The organism is Maribacter sp. R86514 (assembly GCF_044597005.1).
Classification (GTDB): domain Bacteria; phylum Bacteroidota; class Bacteroidia; order Flavobacteriales; family Flavobacteriaceae; genus Maribacter.
Genome location: NZ_CP138999.1, coordinates 1,459,416 through 1,474,251, shown reverse-complemented (window position 1 = coordinate 1,474,251; position 14,836 = coordinate 1,459,416). Strand labels below are relative to the sequence as shown.

The window sequence follows — 14,836 nt, the reverse complement described above, 5'->3', positions numbered from 1 at the left end:
GTAATATATAAGTAAGAAGATATGTTTGATTTTGACCAATATTTAGGATTTTTAGCTTTTTTAACCATATTAACTATAGGTTTTTGGCTAATGATGTTTTTGTTATTATTTGTTGTCCCTTACTGGTTAGGTGGTAACATTATGGAGTTATTGAAAGAAAGACGCGACAAGAAAAAAGCCGCAAGAGAAGCATAGATAAAAAAGTATAATAAAAAAAGGAGCCTATTGGCTCCTTTTTTTATGTCTTGTTTTATAATTCTATCCTTCTATTTCATCACCGTCATCACCGTTGTTCCCACCTCTATTACCCTTATTACGTTCCTTTGGTTGATTAAAACGATATACAAAGCCCATAGTTATTTGGCGTTGTCTCCATTGAAATTCACTGTCTGAAGTGAAGAACTCCGTTTCTGTATAAGATGTTCTTTTTCTAGAGTTTAATAGGTCGCTTACATTAAGTGAAAGTGTTCCATTATCGTTCAAAATATCTTTACTAAAAGCTAAGTTCAATGAGAATATACCTCCGTTTTCAGTTTGTGCGGTTGACGACGGTCCTCTATAGAATGCATTAGTTTGCCAGTCTACTTTAGCTGGTAGAGAAACCTTTGAGCTAAATCTAGCAAACCAACTTGTATTTGTTGTTCCGTAATCTACACCATTGAAATCTCCCTCGGTAGAAAACTGGAAAAAATTAAAGCTAGAATTTAAACGTAGCCATTTTGCTGCGCTATATAATACCCCTGCCTCAACGCCTATTCTGTCATTTGTAGATAGGTTGATAGGAATAGATCTAATAATTTCAATACCATCTGTAGTGATTTGCCCTGTTTCTTCTTGAACACGCTCAAAAGAATCCGTTTCTCTTTGGTAATAAATAGAAGAAGTCAGAGTGATTTTATCCCATCTTTTCAAATAACCAAGATCAAAAGCATTTGAGAACGCGGGATTTAAATCGGGGTTGCCTTGAAAGATATTTGTTCTACTTGACCTTGATGGGAAAGGATTTACATATCTACCTCTAGGTCTGTTTATTCTTCTGTTGTAACCCAATGAAATATTTTCATTTTCTGCCAATTCATATATAAAATTCACTGTGGGGAAAAGACCTAAATAATTTTTATCAAAATTTGCTTCTACGTCAACGCCTAATTGATCTTCTAGTTCGCTGGTGTCATACAGTGATGTTAACTCTCCTTTTAACTGGGTATTTTCTAATCGTAATCCCAATAAGAAAGAGAACTTTCCAAATTTGTTACCATACTGCGTGTATAATGCGTTTACATTTTCTGTATAAGTAAATAGATTGGTAAGATCTTCATTAATATCAAATAAACCTGTTGCCTGGTTTAAGGAATCTAAGCGATAGTCAGTGCCTGTTTCTTCAAAAGTACCTCTATAGCCAACTTCAAATTGAGCGTCACCCATTGGTAGTACATAATCTGCTTGTACTAAATACTCGTTATCGGTTTCTTCTTCGTAGACATTTTCTAAAACAATTAAATCATCATTTGGTAATGTATTATTTTCTTGAATGATGTTGAATTTTTCTTCTTCTCCTTTAGAATATTGTAAGTCTACGGTTAGCTTTTGACCATCATCATCTAAATCGTTCACATAATTCAAAGAAAATTGATAGTTGTTGTCATCTTCGCTTTCATCTTCACTTCTAAATGTTTCACTATCCAATGCATTGCTTATGAACCTTTGGTTTGTATTGGCGGTTTCATCTTCACTTTTAGAAGTTCTATAAAAAACACTACCGGTAATAGAAGATGACTCGGTTAAGAAATATTCTAATCCTAAGTTGGTATTGAATCCTTTTCTTAATCTATTATAATCTCTGTCTTCAATAATTCTGTCGTATGTTCCAGAAGAGTAGGTATTGTCATAAAAAGCATTCCCTGGTGCGTCTCTGTAGTTATACCCTGTGGTATTGAATAAGTTAAACTTATCTGTACGTAAGTTTGCATTGACAGAAATACCACTATTAACAGGGTAACCTATAGTTGTGTTTACAGAGCCATTGAAACCTAATGTCTTTTCTTTTTTAAGTACAATGTTCAAGATGCCGGCTGTACCTTCAGCATCATATCTTGCAGATGGACTTGTAATAACCTCAACTTTTTCAATAGCATCTGTGGGAAGTTGCGTAAGAGCATCGGTAGAGCCAAAACCTGCTAACGCAGATGGTTTTCCGTTGATTAGTATTCTAACATTCTCATTACCTCTTAGACTTATAGCACCTTCAACATCTACATCAACAGACGGTACATTGTTTAAGGCATCTGTAATGGTTGCACCACTATTGGTTAAATCTTTACCAATATTGTATATCTTTTTGTCTAGCCGAACTTCTACCGTAGTTTTTTCGCCAACTACTTCAACAGCCTCTAATTGAGCAACGTCTAAAGCAAGTTTAACGGTGCCTAAATCTGTAGATTTTGTTAGTGTTTGATTAGGTAGCTTGTATGTTTTATAAGAAATGTATTCAATGGAGATATTGTATTTGCCAGGCGTGGCTTCTACTTTAAAATTACCATCTATATCTGTGATACCACCCGTAATTTGATCTGGTTTGTTTACACTTTGTAGTACTAAGGTAGCATATTCTAAAGGTAGGTTGTCATCTTTGTCAATAACCTTGCCTGTGATAAAAATTGGACCTCTTTCCCGGTTTCCTCCCGGTCGTTGACTATATGTGTAATTGAATGATAGTGCTAAGAGTAGGAGTAAAGGGAAAAGTCGTTTCATTTAGTCAGTTTTAGATTTCTTTCGTTTTTCTTTTTTCTTCTTTTTGTTCTTCTTTAAAGTTTTTGAAACACCATCTTTTTGTAGTGCAACAAAAGCTTCATACTTTTCTAATGGCAAACCGGCTTTTAATTCTTCGTCTTGCCTTTTCGTAATATTCTCATATACCTCAGCCATTTTCTCTGGCGGAAGCTTTAATATCTGAGCTTCTATACGTTCTTGTACATATTTCTTTAAAACAGAGCTTAATACCGCCTGTTCAAATTCATTTAGTGCAAGCGCCTCGGTAATTCTTGGCATTTCACCATCTACCAATTCTTCAGCAGTTTTGGGTTTTGGTTCTTCAGCTGGTGTTTGTGCTTGTGGTATTGAACTTCTTTGTCTACCATAACCGTAGCCGCCGCGCGAACCATATCCGTTATTGCCATAACCGTACTGTGCATAAATTTCAGAACTTCCTAATAGAATTAACAGCAATGCTAATACCTTAATATTGCTAGATTTTATTACGTTTTTCATGTGTTTAGATTATAATGTTTTACGATGGTTTAACTGAAAATGGTTAATTGTTTGTTAAGATACTTATGTTCATCTTTATTTTAATAATTCATCTATGTTAGAAGCCGGTCTACCAATGACCGCACTGTTGCCATTTATAACAATTGGTCTTTCAATTAATTTAGGGTATGTAATCATCGCCTCTAGTACTTCTTCGTCATTTAATGGTAAATGCTTGAATTTCTCTTTCCAGATTGCTTCAGACTTCCTTACTAAATTAATTGGCTTAATACCCAGGCAACTGATAACATTTCTTAGCTCATCTTTTGTTGGTATGTCTTCTAAATACTTTACTACTTCAAATTTCTTGCCAGAATCTTCAAGTACTTTGAGCCCTTCTCTAGATTTACTGCATCTAGAATTGTGATATATTTTAATCATAATTTCTATTCATTTTAAATGTAGATAACCCTACTTGATTTAAAAACAAGTAGGGTTATCTGTTTTATTCTTCATCTTTTTGTCCCATCATCATTAAATAGGCTTTAAGAAACTGGTCTATGTCGCCATCCATTACATTGTCAACGTTACCGGTTTCTTGACCTGTTCTTACATCTTTTACCAATTTGTATGGATGCATAACGTAATTTCTGATTTGGGAACCCCATTCAATCTTCATCTTAGAGGATTCAATTTCTTGACGTGCCTCCATCTTTTTACGTAGCTCTATCTCGTACAATTGAGACTTTAGCATTTTCATTGCCGTGGCTCTATTGTCATGTTGACTTCTACTATCTGAACATGAAATTTGAATACCTGTAGGGTGGTGGGTCAATTGAACCTTGGTTTCTACCTTGTTTACATTTTGCCCGCCAGCACCACTAGACCTAGCTGTGGTAATGGTTATGTCAGCAGGATTGACATCTACCTCTATGCTATCATCCACTAAAGGATACACATATACAGATGCAAATGAAGTATGTCTCTTGGCATTACTATCAAACGGAGAAATACGTACCAATCTATGTACGCCGTTTTCACCTTTTAACCAACCAAAGGCATACTCGCCATCAATTTGTAGTGTAACGGTTTTAATACCGGCTACATCACCTTCTTGATAGTTGAGCTCTTTGATTTTGTAGCCGTTCTTTTCTGCCCACATCATGTACATTCGCATAAGCATGGATGCCCAATCGCAGCTTTCGGTGCCACCAGCTCCTGCGGTAATTTGTAGTACGGCCGGTAATTCATCACCTTCTTCAGACAGCATATTCTTAAATTCCATCTTCTCTAAAGTATTCAAGGCCTTTTCGTACTGGCTTTCAACTTCAGCTTCGGTAACCTCTCCTTCTTGTTGGAATTCAATGAGCACTTCTAGATCTGCAATTAGAACTTCTGCTGCATTATAATCATCTACCCATTGTTTTTTAGACTGGATAAATTTCATATGTGCCTGCGCTTCTTGAGGATTATCCCAGAAATCAGGCGCCAAGGTTTTTTCTTGCTCGTTTTCTATTTCAATTAATTTGGTATCAATGTCAAAGATACCTCCTTAACGCACCAAGGCGATCTATAAGACCTTTGTAGTGGTCTGTACTTACGTTCATATAATTCTATTTTGGGTAAAAATAATACTCTTTTAAATAATGATTAGAGATATCTTGAGAATACTTATTGTTGACTTTGAACAGTTACCGAGTGAGAGGTTTTATTTTGCCCGACCGTATGAATTATACCTTTTAATGGCGCACAATCATTGTAGTCTTTTCCGTGAGATACTTTTATATGGTTGGTGTTTGCCAAAATATTATTAGTGGGGTCAAATCCTTTCCAGCCAATTCCGGGAATAAATGATTCTGCCCAAGCGTGCATTTGAGAATCACCAACAAACCCGCTTTCTTGATCAAGGTATCCAGAAACATATCTGGTCGGTACACCGTTTGTTCTTGATAATGCACAAAATAGGTGGGCAAAATCTTGACAAACTCCTTTCTTTTTAGAAATGACATCTTTAAGTGGGGTGCCTACTTCTGTTACGCCAGTGGTAAATTTAATGTACTTATAAATCCATTGATTAAGGGCTTCAAGATTATCAAAAATAGAGTGAGAACTGTTGAATTTAAATAACTGTTCTTGTGAACTTTCTAAAATTGTAAAAGAAGTTGATTTTAAAAAACGCTCATAGGTTATTTTAAAATTAAAATCTTGCAATTGATTATATGCAATAGAGATATCAGGCTCTATGTAGAAATTATAAGGGTCGACTTCTTCTTTTTTAAATTTGAATTTAGCTTCGAAAGTGATTTTTTTAAATTTCTTCTTTGGATGTATGCGAAGGGTTTTAAAACCAAACCCGTTAATAGATTCTTCGGTAAGGGCAAATAAAGAGTTTTCAAACTCGATTTCGACCTCGTACTGACTTTCATTTTCAACGGGAATTATTAAAAATTGCCAATGTGCATCATACACCCAATCATCATAAACATTTTCCGCTTTATAGGTAATTTCAAATTCTCTCGGCATAAAAGCAAATATACCTTATTTTAATGGCCTAATAATTAAAAAATTCCTCGTCTACCTTGTCGCTTATGTCAACTAGACTTTTTAGAATATCTTCTATAAATGATTTAATGTCTTCATCTATTTCTTCAATATATTTAAACTCATATTCTGATCTTACCCTGCCAATTAGAAAGACTGTCGAATCTTTATTGTATCTCTTTTCTGGGTTAAGCATTTTTACGTGTCGGTTGACTTGATTTAAAGAGTTCATTACAGACCTAGGGCAGTTAGGGTTTAATATTAAAAACTCCAATGTCGAGATACTTGTTGGCGTCTTTTTGTAGAACCTACGCATCATATCATAAGACTCTGCACATTTTAATAATGTTGTCCATTCAAAACTTTTTCTGAATCTTTCATTTTCACCATCTTGAGATAATAATGCATCATTATACTTTGCATTGATCATTCTAGTAATTTGAGTGGCTCGCTCAATGTTTATACCCATGGAAATGATCGCATAGGTTGCATCATGTAATAGCGTACCACGTATTTTCCCTCTTAGAATATCTGTCATTTCAGCCACATGAGTAGTAAATTCATGAAGTCCGTTTTTTACAAATACTTCTTTAGGGTAGTTTATTACAAAATGGTAAAATTTATTAATTGCTTCATACAGCTCTGTTGAAATTAAATCACGAGCACTATTGGCATTTTCTCTTGCAAATTTTATGTTGTTTATTATAGATGAGCTGTAATTTTGATCAAGCCCCATTTTATACAATACATCTTCTTCCTTCAGAAATTTATTAGGTTCTTTTTCTGGGTCACCGACCATAAATAACATAGAACGCAATACAAATTGGCGGTCTTGAGATTTTAGATTTGGTGCATCTAGTGAAGAGAAATAATTTACATTTAAATATCTTGCTACGTGTTCAGAACGTTCGATATAACGCCCCATCCAAAATAGATTATTGGCAACTCTTGCTAACATATAGTTTCTTTATTTTTTTAATACCCAGGTATCTTTTGATCCCCCTCCTTGCGAAGAGTTTACAATTAAGTTTCCTTTTTTTAGTGCTACTCGCGTTAATCCGCCTTTTAGAACAAATTCTTTATCCTTGCCAAGTACAGTAAACGTTCTCAAATCTACGTGTCGTTGTTCAAAAGACTCTGAATCATCGATATATGTTGGGTGAACAGATAAAGACAATATTGGCTGAGCAACATATTTTCTAGGGCTAGCCTTAATTTCGGCTTTTACTTTTTCAATTTCTGCTTTGGTAAGTTTGTTACCTATGGAAATACCGTAACCACCAGCTTCATCAACTGGTTTAATAACCAATTCTTGTATATGTTCTAATACATATTTTAATTCGTCTGGTCTACTACAGTGGTAGGTGTGTACATTATTTAGTATAGGTTCTTCGTCTAAGTAATATTTAATGATCTCTGGCATGTAAGTGTAGACCGCCTTATCATCTGCAACACCTGTACCAGGAGCATTGGCCAATGTTACATTACCCTTTTTGTAAGCAGCAAACAAACCAGGTACGCCAAGTACGGAATCTGGATTAAATTCTAAGGGGTCAATAAATTGATCATCTATTCTTCTATAGATTACATCTACCTTTTCTGGTCCCTTTATAGTTTTCATGTACACAAAATCATTTTCTGCAAATAGGTCACGACCTTCTACCAGTTCAACACCCATGGTTTTTGCTAGGTATGAATGTTCGTAAAATGCAGAATTGTACATGCCCGGGGTAATGACAACTACATTAGGTATGTCAACACCTTTAGGTTTAACCGATTCTAATAGTTCTAATAAGTTTTCGGCGTAGTTTGTAACGGTATGGGTTTGGTAATGGTTGAACACGCCAAACAGTGCTTTTTTCAATGCAGTTCGGTTACATATAACATAACTTACCCCTGAAGGACAACGAATGTTGTCTTCAAGTACGTAATATTTACCATCATTATGTTTTATTACGTCTGTTCCTGAAATGTGATTGTAAATTCCGCCGGGCGGATTTACTCCATTCATTTGATCCAAGTAATTGGCAGAAGAGGTAATTAGTTCTATAGGTACTACCTTATCTTTAAGAATGTTTTTGTCATGATAAATATCCCAAAGAAATAAGTTTAAGGCTTTACTTCGTTGTATTGATCCACGTTCTATAATATCCCAATCTACCGGGTCTATTATTCGAGGGAATAAATCGAAAGGAAAAATTTTTTCTTGTACATTATTATCACCATATACTTGAAAAGTAATTCCTTGATTGAAAAAAGAAGACTTGGCTTTGTTATTCAATGATACATAATCAATAATAGAATGTTCGCCATAAAGGTTAAATAGTTTTTTGTATACCTTTTTTATTTTTCCATTCTTATCATATATTTCATCATATAAATCTGGATTTCTTTGATAAGAAGAAAAAATTTGATTTTCAATGTTGGTCATATATATTCTTTTGTTAAAAGGTACATGATAAAAAGCAATAAACAAATGACATTTTTGTAATAATCGGTAGCTTTTTTCTTTATTCTGTAATAATCACACAGCATTTTTAACAACTACGGTATTTATAATTTAGTTGGCTGCTCTTGTCTTTCATTCGTAAGTTTTTCTATATTTTTAGAGAAATCTAATTGAAAATGAGAAAGAATTACGCATTACTGGTTGGTCTGGTGTTACTATCTATTAATATAGCAAGGGCGCAGTTTAGTGATCAAAAGAAGAACTTTATAAAGTACGAGGGGCTTTATGATTTTTATTACGATGGCGATACTGACAAAATCTATTTAGAGGTTGATAATTTAAATGAAGAGTTTTTATATGTCTACTCGTTAAGTAGCGGAATTGGTAGTAATGACATTGGTTTAGACCGAGGTCAATTGGGAGATGAACAAGTAGTGTTTTTTAAGAAAGCTGGTAACAAACTTTTGTTGGTTCAACCAAACTTGAAATATAGGGCGATTACCGATAATGAATTAGAGCGTAAATCTGTAGAGCAGGCTTTTGCTAAATCCATTTTATTCGGTTTTCCTATTTTAGAAGAGAAAGGCGGTACGTATGTTATTGATATTACCGATTTTTTAATGCAAGATGCTCACGGTGTCTCTAATCGTTTAAAAAGAACAGAACAGGGTTCGTATAGTTTAGATAAGTCTAAAAGCGCATTTGCTTTAGATAGAACCAAAGCTTTTCCGAAAAACGTAGAGTTTGATGTTACCATGACTTTTAAAGGACAAGCAAAAGGTGGCTATATAAGAAGTGTAGCTCCAAATGCTAGTTTGTTAACCGTTGCAGAGCATCATTCTTTTATTGAGCTGCCAGATGATAAATATGAAAAACGTGTATTTGATCCAAGGTCAGGATCATCTCCTTTTAATTATTATGATTATGCAACTCCTGTTGAATCTAATATTTTAAAGCAATTTATTAGAAGACACCGTTTAGAGAAAAAAGACCCTACTGCTGCAGTTAGTGAAGCAGTTGAGCCAATTATTTATTATTTAGATAATGGTACGCCAGAACCCGTACGTTCTGCACTTTTGGAAGGTGGTCGTTGGTGGAACCAGGCTTTTGAAGCAATCGGATATAAAGATGCCTTTCAATTAAGAATGTTACCAGATGATGCTGACCCCTTAGATGTTCGGTATAATGTAATTCAATGGGTGCACCGATCTACAAGAGGGTGGAGCTATGGAAGTAGCATTACAGACCCAAGAACTGGCGAAATTATGAAAGGGCATGTAAGCTTAGGTAGCTTGAGAATACGTCAAGATTTTTTAATTGCCCAAGCGTTAATGAGTAAACCTTTTGCTGAAAGAAATGATAATTACCAACCAATGTTAGAAATGGCTATTGCTCGTATTCGTCAATTATCGGCTCATGAAATTGGACATACTTTAGGTTTTGCACATAATTATGCGGCAAGTACAACGGGTAAAGCTTCTGTGATGGATTATCCTCATCCGCAATTTACTTTAGTTGATGGTAAGGTGGATTTTTCTAAAGCTTATGAAGTAGGTATAGGAGATTGGGATAAAGTAACAGTTGCCTATTCTTATCAGAGCTTCAATGAAGGGGATAACGAGAAAGATGAATTAAATAAGATTTTAGATAAAGCTAAAGCTGATGGACTACGTTACATTACCGATCAAGATGCACGTCCGCAGGGTAGTGCGCATGTACTAGCTCATTTATGGGATAATGGCACGGATGTAAGTAAGGAGTTAGATGATATTCTTAAGTTGCGTAAAGTGGCTATTAATAATTTCTCTGTTGATAATATTCAAGATGGTACGCCATATTCTGTTTTAGAAGATGTTTTTGTTCCGTTATATTTCTTTCATAGATACCAAACTGAAGGTGTGGCAAAAGTTATAGGCGGATTAGAATATAATTATGCGGTTAAAGGTGACGGACAAGAAGTTGTGGCCATTGCAGATAAGACCGTTCAAGAGGAAGCATTAAAAAGTGTTTTGAAGACTTTAGATGCCAGTGAGATCGCCATACCAAAAGATAAATTGAGCTTGTTTCCGCCAAGATCTTTTGGAACACCTAGAACGAGAGAATCTATTAATGGTAAAACAGGAGTTTCTTTTGATGCATTGTCTCCTGTTGAAACTGCTTCTGATATGACATTGAAATTTTTGTTGCATCCAGAGAAAGCGTCTAGACTTATTCAACAAAAAGCTATTGATGTCAATAATGTTGGTTTAGAAGAGGTATTAGATAAATTGATAGCATCAACTATTAATAAGAAACAGAAAGATGCTTACCTGAACGAAGCACAGACTATTATCAATTTTAGGGTGTTGCTTCATATTATGAACTTGGCAGGGCATACAAATGTGCATCCGCAGGTAAATGCTATAGCATCTCAAAAATTAAAAGAGTTGCGTATTCAATTTAGTAACGATTCAAAATCAAATGCTATTAGTGCAGAAATGGTGAAAAGAATAAAAACTTTTAGTGAGCATCCAGAATTATTCAAAGTGATACCTTCGCCAAAGATTCCTGATGGTTCACCAATAGGGATGAGTTGTTTTCATTAATTCAATTTTAAAGTTTTTATGCTAATTAATCTTATCAGTGATACGGTAACGAAGCCTACGCCAGGCATGTTAGATGCTATGATGTCTGCAGTAGTTGGTGACGATGTATTCAAAGAGGATCCCACAGTAAATGCTTTGGAAGAAAAAGCGGCCAAACTTTTTGGAATGGAATCTGCGTTGTTTTTCCCTAGTGGTACTATGACCAACCAGACAGCAATTAAATTGCATACGCAGCCTGGTGAACAATTGATTTGCGATAAATATGCGCATATCTATAATTACGAGGGTGGGGGAGTAAGTTTTAATAGCGGAGTCTCTTGTAGGTTGGTAGATGGTGATAGGGGCACAATGACCGCTAATCAGGTAGAAGCTGCAATTAACCCTCCGGATTTTTATCATAGTCCGTTGACTTCTTTGGTATGTGTAGAGAATACGGCGAATAAAGGTGGTGGTACTTGTTGGGATTTTCAAGAATTACAGAAAATAAGAAAAGTTTGTGATGAACATCAATTAGGTTACCATTTAGACGGTGCTCGTTTATGGAATGCCATGGTAGAAAAGAAAGAGACCGCGTTGCAATATGGTCAACTTTTCGATACTGTTAGTGTCTGTTTAAGCAAAGGTTTAGGTTGCCCGGTAGGTTCTTTGTTGATCGGAACTAAAGAGAATATGGATAAAGCACTGCGTATTCGTAAAATTTTTGGCGGTGGTATGCGTCAGTCTGGTTTTTTGGCTTCGGCTGCAATTTATGCCTTAGACAATCATGTTGACAGATTAGTTGAAGATCATAAAAAAGCAAAAGAAATAGGAAAAGCATTAGCCGCAAAATCTTTTATAAAAAAGGTAGAGCCTATAGAGACCAATATTGTCATTTTTGAGATAGATGAAACTTTTATGACCAGTGATCAATTTGTAAATACCTTAAAGGATAAAGACATTTTGATCATAGGTATGGGTCAAGGAAAGTTAAGAATGGTTACCCATTTAGATTATACAGATGACATGCACAACGAATTATTACATCAATTGAAATCTATTTAAAATCTATATCTAAGCTATTGGATATGTTTAAAATGCCATTTTCCATACCGGCTTCAGAGGAATAAAGTCCGCTGGAGCCAATTATTTTTCCTTTAGAATTTTTTAATTCGACTAAAAATTTACCATCGGTATTTGTTCTGCGTTCGAACAATTTACCATTGGCGTTCTTCAGTGTTTTTATATCCTTTAAAGTGCTATCTATTTCGTTCTCAGTATTAAACGAAACGCTCTTCAATAATGTGTTACCATTATCAGACTTTAATATAAACTGATAAAACCCATCTTCCTTTTTGTCAATCTTAATCATATCAATAAAGATAAATAATAATTTCTCTGTTTTTCAGTGACTTTTTAAATAATACTGTGTCTTAACTATTGAGAAGTTAATCCGTTTAACTTTTGGTTAAGAGAAAGATTATAAAAAGTAGGTATTTTCTTATTCAAATGTTAAAATATTAACATAAATTGCCAAATATTAACTATTAAAATCCTTATCAAAAATGAAGAAAGTATTATTCCTAGCAGTTGCATTTTCAGCTTCTTTCGCAATGGCACAAGATCTGCCATCAAATCCAGAACCTGGTAAATGTTATGTTCGTTGTACAACTCCAGATGTTTATGTAAATGAAACAACTACGATTACAACGAATCCGTCGTACAAAATTTTAAAAACGATTCCTGCTACATTTAAGACAATTACAGAACGTGTACTAGTAAGAGAAGAAGAAAAAGTGCTTACCGTTGTTCCTGCAAAGTGGGGAACAGAAACTGTAACATATGTATCTAAAGGAGGTGGAAATTCTTTACAGGTAATCCCTGCTTCTTTTTCTCCTAGCACACAAACAATAGAGATAAAGCCAGCTTATGCTCAATGGGAATTAGGCGTTGCTGCTCCTGATTGTGAGTCTGGAAATCCAGATGATTGTAGATACTGGTGTTACAAAGGGTATCCTGCACAATTTGAAACAGTTTCAACTCAAGTTCTTGCAAGTGATGCATCTACTACAAGTACTCCATTAGGTTCTAAAAATGGATCGTACACTAAATCAGTATTGATTTCTCCTGCAACTGTTGTTGAGAAAATTATTCCTGCTGAATACAGAGAGATTACTAAAACGGTATTGGATAAAGATGCTTATACGGTTGAAGAAATAGTTCCTGCTAAAACTACGACGATTACGAAAGAAGTTTTAAAAGAAAAAGGTGGTTTAACTACATGGAAAGAAGTAGAATGTGCATTAGTTGAGTACCAAGCATTACCTATTAACTGGGATTCTGGTAGCGCTACATTAACATCTGCGGCAAAAAGTATTATCGATAACAGATTATTACCTGTATTAGCTCAAAACCCTGGTGTTAAAGTTGAATTAGCTTCTCATACAGATTCTCAAGGTGGTGCTGTTTCTAACCAAAACCTTTCTGAAAGAAGAGCTAAGGCGGTTGCAGATTACTTAATCTCTAAAGGTGTTAACTCTAGTCTTTTAGTAGCTAACGGTTACGGTGAAACTAAATTATTAAACAGATGTAGTGATGGTGTTTCTTGTACTGCAAGAGAGCACGCTGTAAACAGAAGAACTCAATTTAGATTGATCAATAACTAGTAATTAAGTTATTTAGTGAAAAAGGGCTTACATCATGTAAGCCCTTTTTTTATGCGTTAAAGTTGCCATTCTTTATATACAATGCTTTTTACTTTACGGTCTATTGTATAATCTATACACAATAGGTTATGGTCATAAAGATTCTTCGAAAATAGCTTCATGGTTAACAATAATGGTATTAAAGCTATGGTGCGAAAATTTGGTTTAGTTAGCCAGATGTGTAGTTGAATATAATGTTCGTAAATTATAGGTATATGATACAGTAGTTGAGTTTAAGCTTTGTAATGAAGTTGTAAGCGTTGAGGTTATCTATGTTATTATGGTAAAGACAATTGAATATTTGTCAAAGCTTTATTTTAAAACTGGTTTACAGAGGTATATAAACATAAAAAGGGCTTACATGATGTAAGCCCTTTTTATCTATTAGTAATGTTTTCTTATTTGTTCTTTTCTAAAAGTCTTAGGTGAGAATCTATAACACCGTTCATACTGTAGCCAGATAATTTGTCTAGTTCGTTTCCTTTAGCATCTATAATTTTAAACATTGGAAACACCTTCTTCTTATTCAGTTTCGTCAAAAGTTCTTTATTGTGAGCCATTTGCTTTTCTGATATTAAATCTCTGTTTCTAGGTACATCAATATATAGTAATATATAATTATTTGATAATTCTTGAAACTCATTAGTATCGAACAAATCAGTTTTTAGCATTTTACATGGCGGACACCAGTCGCTACCCGTAAAATAAACCAGTACATTTTTCTTTTGCTTTTTGGCTTTTGAAATAGCGGTGTCGTAATTGGTAAGCCATTTAGAATCATCTACGCTGTTAAAGTCAGCTTGTGCCGAGGCAAAAAGCGGAATCATGAATAATAGAATAAAATACTTCATAATTAATGTTTAAAAGGTTAACTACAAATAACTTGCCAATCTTACTTAAATAACGAATCCATGCCAGGAATATTGGGCATTCCGTCTTTAGCAACAGCTGCTAATTCGGTTTCGTTTACGTTAGTTGCATTTTTTATAGCCTTATTCAACGTTAGAATTAAATAATCTTCTAGTTGCTCTTTATCTTGCAAAAGACTGTCGTCTATTGCTATTTTCTTAATTTCTCTATTCGCTGTTATGGTAACAGAAACTAAACCGTCATTAGACTTTTCTTCTAAAGAAACTGTATCTAATCTTTTTTTGGTTTCTTCTACTTTTTTTTGGGTCTCTTTAAGCTTTCCCATCATACCCATCATATCTCCGAACATAATTTCTTTTTTAATTTAGGTTGTAAAAATAATAAAAATAGGGGCATTTTAGTTTTTAACTGTAATAAAACGGGGGTCTGTTAATTAGTCTTATTTTTGCCGTCTTATTTTATAA

General features: G+C 34.4%; 14 protein-coding genes. 4 read left to right on the top strand and 10 right to left on the bottom strand.

Annotated elements, in window-relative coordinates:
- Positions 1–21 precede the first annotated feature (21 nt).
- Complete coding sequence (locus SJY30_RS06670; protein WP_167333102.1) at positions 22–195, top strand: hypothetical protein; 174 nt, start codon at positions 22–24, stop codon at positions 193–195.
- Positions 196–258: 63 nt separating this feature from the next.
- Here SJY30_RS06670 and SJY30_RS06665 read toward each other — a convergent pair whose 3' ends face one another.
- From SJY30_RS06665 to SJY30_RS06635, 7 genes are all read right to left on the bottom strand, one after another.
- A complete protein-coding gene (locus SJY30_RS06665) occupies positions 259–2,751 on the bottom strand; it encodes a TonB-dependent receptor domain-containing protein (RefSeq protein ID WP_396634796.1) in 2,493 nt (830 codons plus the stop codon).
- A complete protein-coding gene (locus SJY30_RS06660) occupies positions 2,752–3,267 on the bottom strand; it encodes a hypothetical protein (RefSeq protein WP_396634795.1) in 516 nt (171 codons plus the stop codon). It abuts the gene before it with no gap.
- Positions 3,268–3,342: 75 nt separating this feature from the next.
- A complete protein-coding gene (gene arsC, locus SJY30_RS06655; protein ID WP_396634794.1) occupies positions 3,343–3,687 on the bottom strand; it encodes an arsenate reductase (glutaredoxin) in 345 nt (114 codons plus the stop codon).
- Between the two features lie 64 nt (positions 3,688–3,751).
- A protein-coding gene (gene prfB, locus SJY30_RS06650) for a peptide chain release factor 2 (protein ID WP_396634793.1) occupies positions 3,752–4,853 on the bottom strand; the annotation gives its coding sequence in 2 pieces (ribosomal slippage) (positions 3,752–4,786 and positions 4,788–4,853; 1,101 coding nt in all).
- A gap of 64 nt (positions 4,854–4,917) precedes the next feature.
- The gene (locus SJY30_RS06645) at positions 4,918–5,769 is read right to left on the bottom strand and encodes a transglutaminase family protein (protein ID WP_396634792.1); all 852 of its coding nucleotides are present in this window, start codon (positions 5,767–5,769) and stop codon (positions 4,918–4,920) included.
- 28 nt (positions 5,770–5,797) lie between these two features.
- Positions 5,798–6,745 (bottom strand): alpha-E domain-containing protein, encoded by a 948-nt coding sequence (locus tag SJY30_RS06640; RefSeq protein WP_396634791.1) that lies wholly within the window; start codon positions 6,743–6,745, stop codon positions 5,798–5,800.
- Between the two features lie 9 nt (positions 6,746–6,754).
- On the bottom strand, positions 6,755–8,218 hold the full coding sequence (locus SJY30_RS06635; RefSeq protein WP_396634790.1) for a circularly permuted type 2 ATP-grasp protein: 1,464 nt from the start codon (positions 8,216–8,218) through the stop codon (positions 6,755–6,757).
- A gap of 194 nt (positions 8,219–8,412) precedes the next feature.
- Here SJY30_RS06635 and SJY30_RS06630 point away from each other — a divergent pair, with 194 nt between their 5' ends.
- Both SJY30_RS06630 and SJY30_RS06625 read left to right on the top strand, forming a co-directional pair.
- Entirely contained in the window at positions 8,413–10,821 is a 2,409-nt protein-coding gene (locus SJY30_RS06630) for a zinc-dependent metalloprotease (RefSeq protein ID WP_396634789.1), read from the top strand.
- 18 nt (positions 10,822–10,839) lie between these two features.
- Complete coding sequence (locus SJY30_RS06625; protein ID WP_396634788.1) at positions 10,840–11,862, top strand: threonine aldolase family protein; 1,023 nt, start codon at positions 10,840–10,842, stop codon at positions 11,860–11,862.
- Here SJY30_RS06625 and SJY30_RS06620 read toward each other — a convergent pair.
- Entirely contained in the window at positions 11,855–12,169 is a 315-nt protein-coding gene (locus tag SJY30_RS06620) for a YegP family protein (RefSeq protein ID WP_396634787.1), read from the bottom strand. The genes SJY30_RS06625 and SJY30_RS06620 overlap by 8 nt on opposite strands.
- A gap of 193 nt (positions 12,170–12,362) precedes the next feature.
- Here SJY30_RS06620 and SJY30_RS06615 point away from each other — a divergent pair, with 193 nt between their 5' ends.
- Complete coding sequence (locus SJY30_RS06615; RefSeq protein WP_396634786.1) at positions 12,363–13,463, top strand: OmpA family protein; 1,101 nt, start codon at positions 12,363–12,365, stop codon at positions 13,461–13,463.
- A gap of 437 nt (positions 13,464–13,900) precedes the next feature.
- Here the strand turns inward: SJY30_RS06615 and SJY30_RS06610 are convergent, their stop codons facing one another.
- Positions 13,901–14,353, bottom strand: a complete 453-nt coding sequence (locus tag SJY30_RS06610; protein WP_396634785.1) for a thioredoxin family protein — start codon at positions 14,351–14,353, stop codon at positions 13,901–13,903.
- A 41-nt stretch (positions 14,354–14,394) separates the two neighbouring features.
- Positions 14,395–14,721, bottom strand: coding sequence for a YbaB/EbfC family nucleoid-associated protein (locus SJY30_RS06605; protein ID WP_036153701.1), 327 nt, complete (start codon positions 14,719–14,721; stop codon positions 14,395–14,397).
- Positions 14,722–14,836 lie beyond the last annotated feature (115 nt).

Excerpts from the sequence above, each read along its gene's own strand:
- SJY30_RS06635 (WP_396634790.1), bottom strand. The coding sequence starts at position 8,218 with ATGACCAACATTGAAAATCAAATTTTTTCTTCTTATCAAAGAAATCCA.
- SJY30_RS06645 (WP_396634792.1), bottom strand. The coding sequence starts at position 5,769 with ATGCCGAGAGAATTTGAAATTACCTATAAAGCGGAAAATGTTTATGAT.
- SJY30_RS06615 (WP_396634786.1), top strand. The coding sequence starts at position 12,363 with ATGAAGAAAGTATTATTCCTAGCAGTTGCATTTTCAGCTTCTTTCGCA.
- SJY30_RS06670 (WP_167333102.1), top strand. The coding sequence starts at position 22 with ATGTTTGATTTTGACCAATATTTAGGATTTTTAGCTTTTTTAACCATA.
- SJY30_RS06610 (WP_396634785.1), bottom strand. The coding sequence starts at position 14,353 with ATGAAGTATTTTATTCTATTATTCATGATTCCGCTTTTTGCCTCGGCA.
- SJY30_RS06620 (WP_396634787.1), bottom strand. The coding sequence starts at position 12,169 with ATGATTAAGATTGACAAAAAGGAAGATGGGTTTTATCAGTTTATATTA.
- SJY30_RS06605 (WP_036153701.1), bottom strand. The coding sequence starts at position 14,721 with ATGTTCGGAGATATGATGGGTATGATGGGAAAGCTTAAAGAGACCCAA.
- SJY30_RS06660 (WP_396634795.1), bottom strand. The coding sequence starts at position 3,267 with ATGAAAAACGTAATAAAATCTAGCAATATTAAGGTATTAGCATTGCTG.
- arsC (WP_396634794.1), bottom strand. The coding sequence starts at position 3,687 with ATGATTAAAATATATCACAATTCTAGATGCAGTAAATCTAGAGAAGGG.
- SJY30_RS06640 (WP_396634791.1), bottom strand. The coding sequence starts at position 6,745 with ATGTTAGCAAGAGTTGCCAATAATCTATTTTGGATGGGGCGTTATATC.
- SJY30_RS06665 (WP_396634796.1), bottom strand. The coding sequence starts at position 2,751 with ATGAAACGACTTTTCCCTTTACTCCTACTCTTAGCACTATCATTCAAT.
- SJY30_RS06625 (WP_396634788.1), top strand. The coding sequence starts at position 10,840 with ATGCTAATTAATCTTATCAGTGATACGGTAACGAAGCCTACGCCAGGC.
- SJY30_RS06630 (WP_396634789.1), top strand. The coding sequence starts at position 8,413 with ATGAGAAAGAATTACGCATTACTGGTTGGTCTGGTGTTACTATCTATT.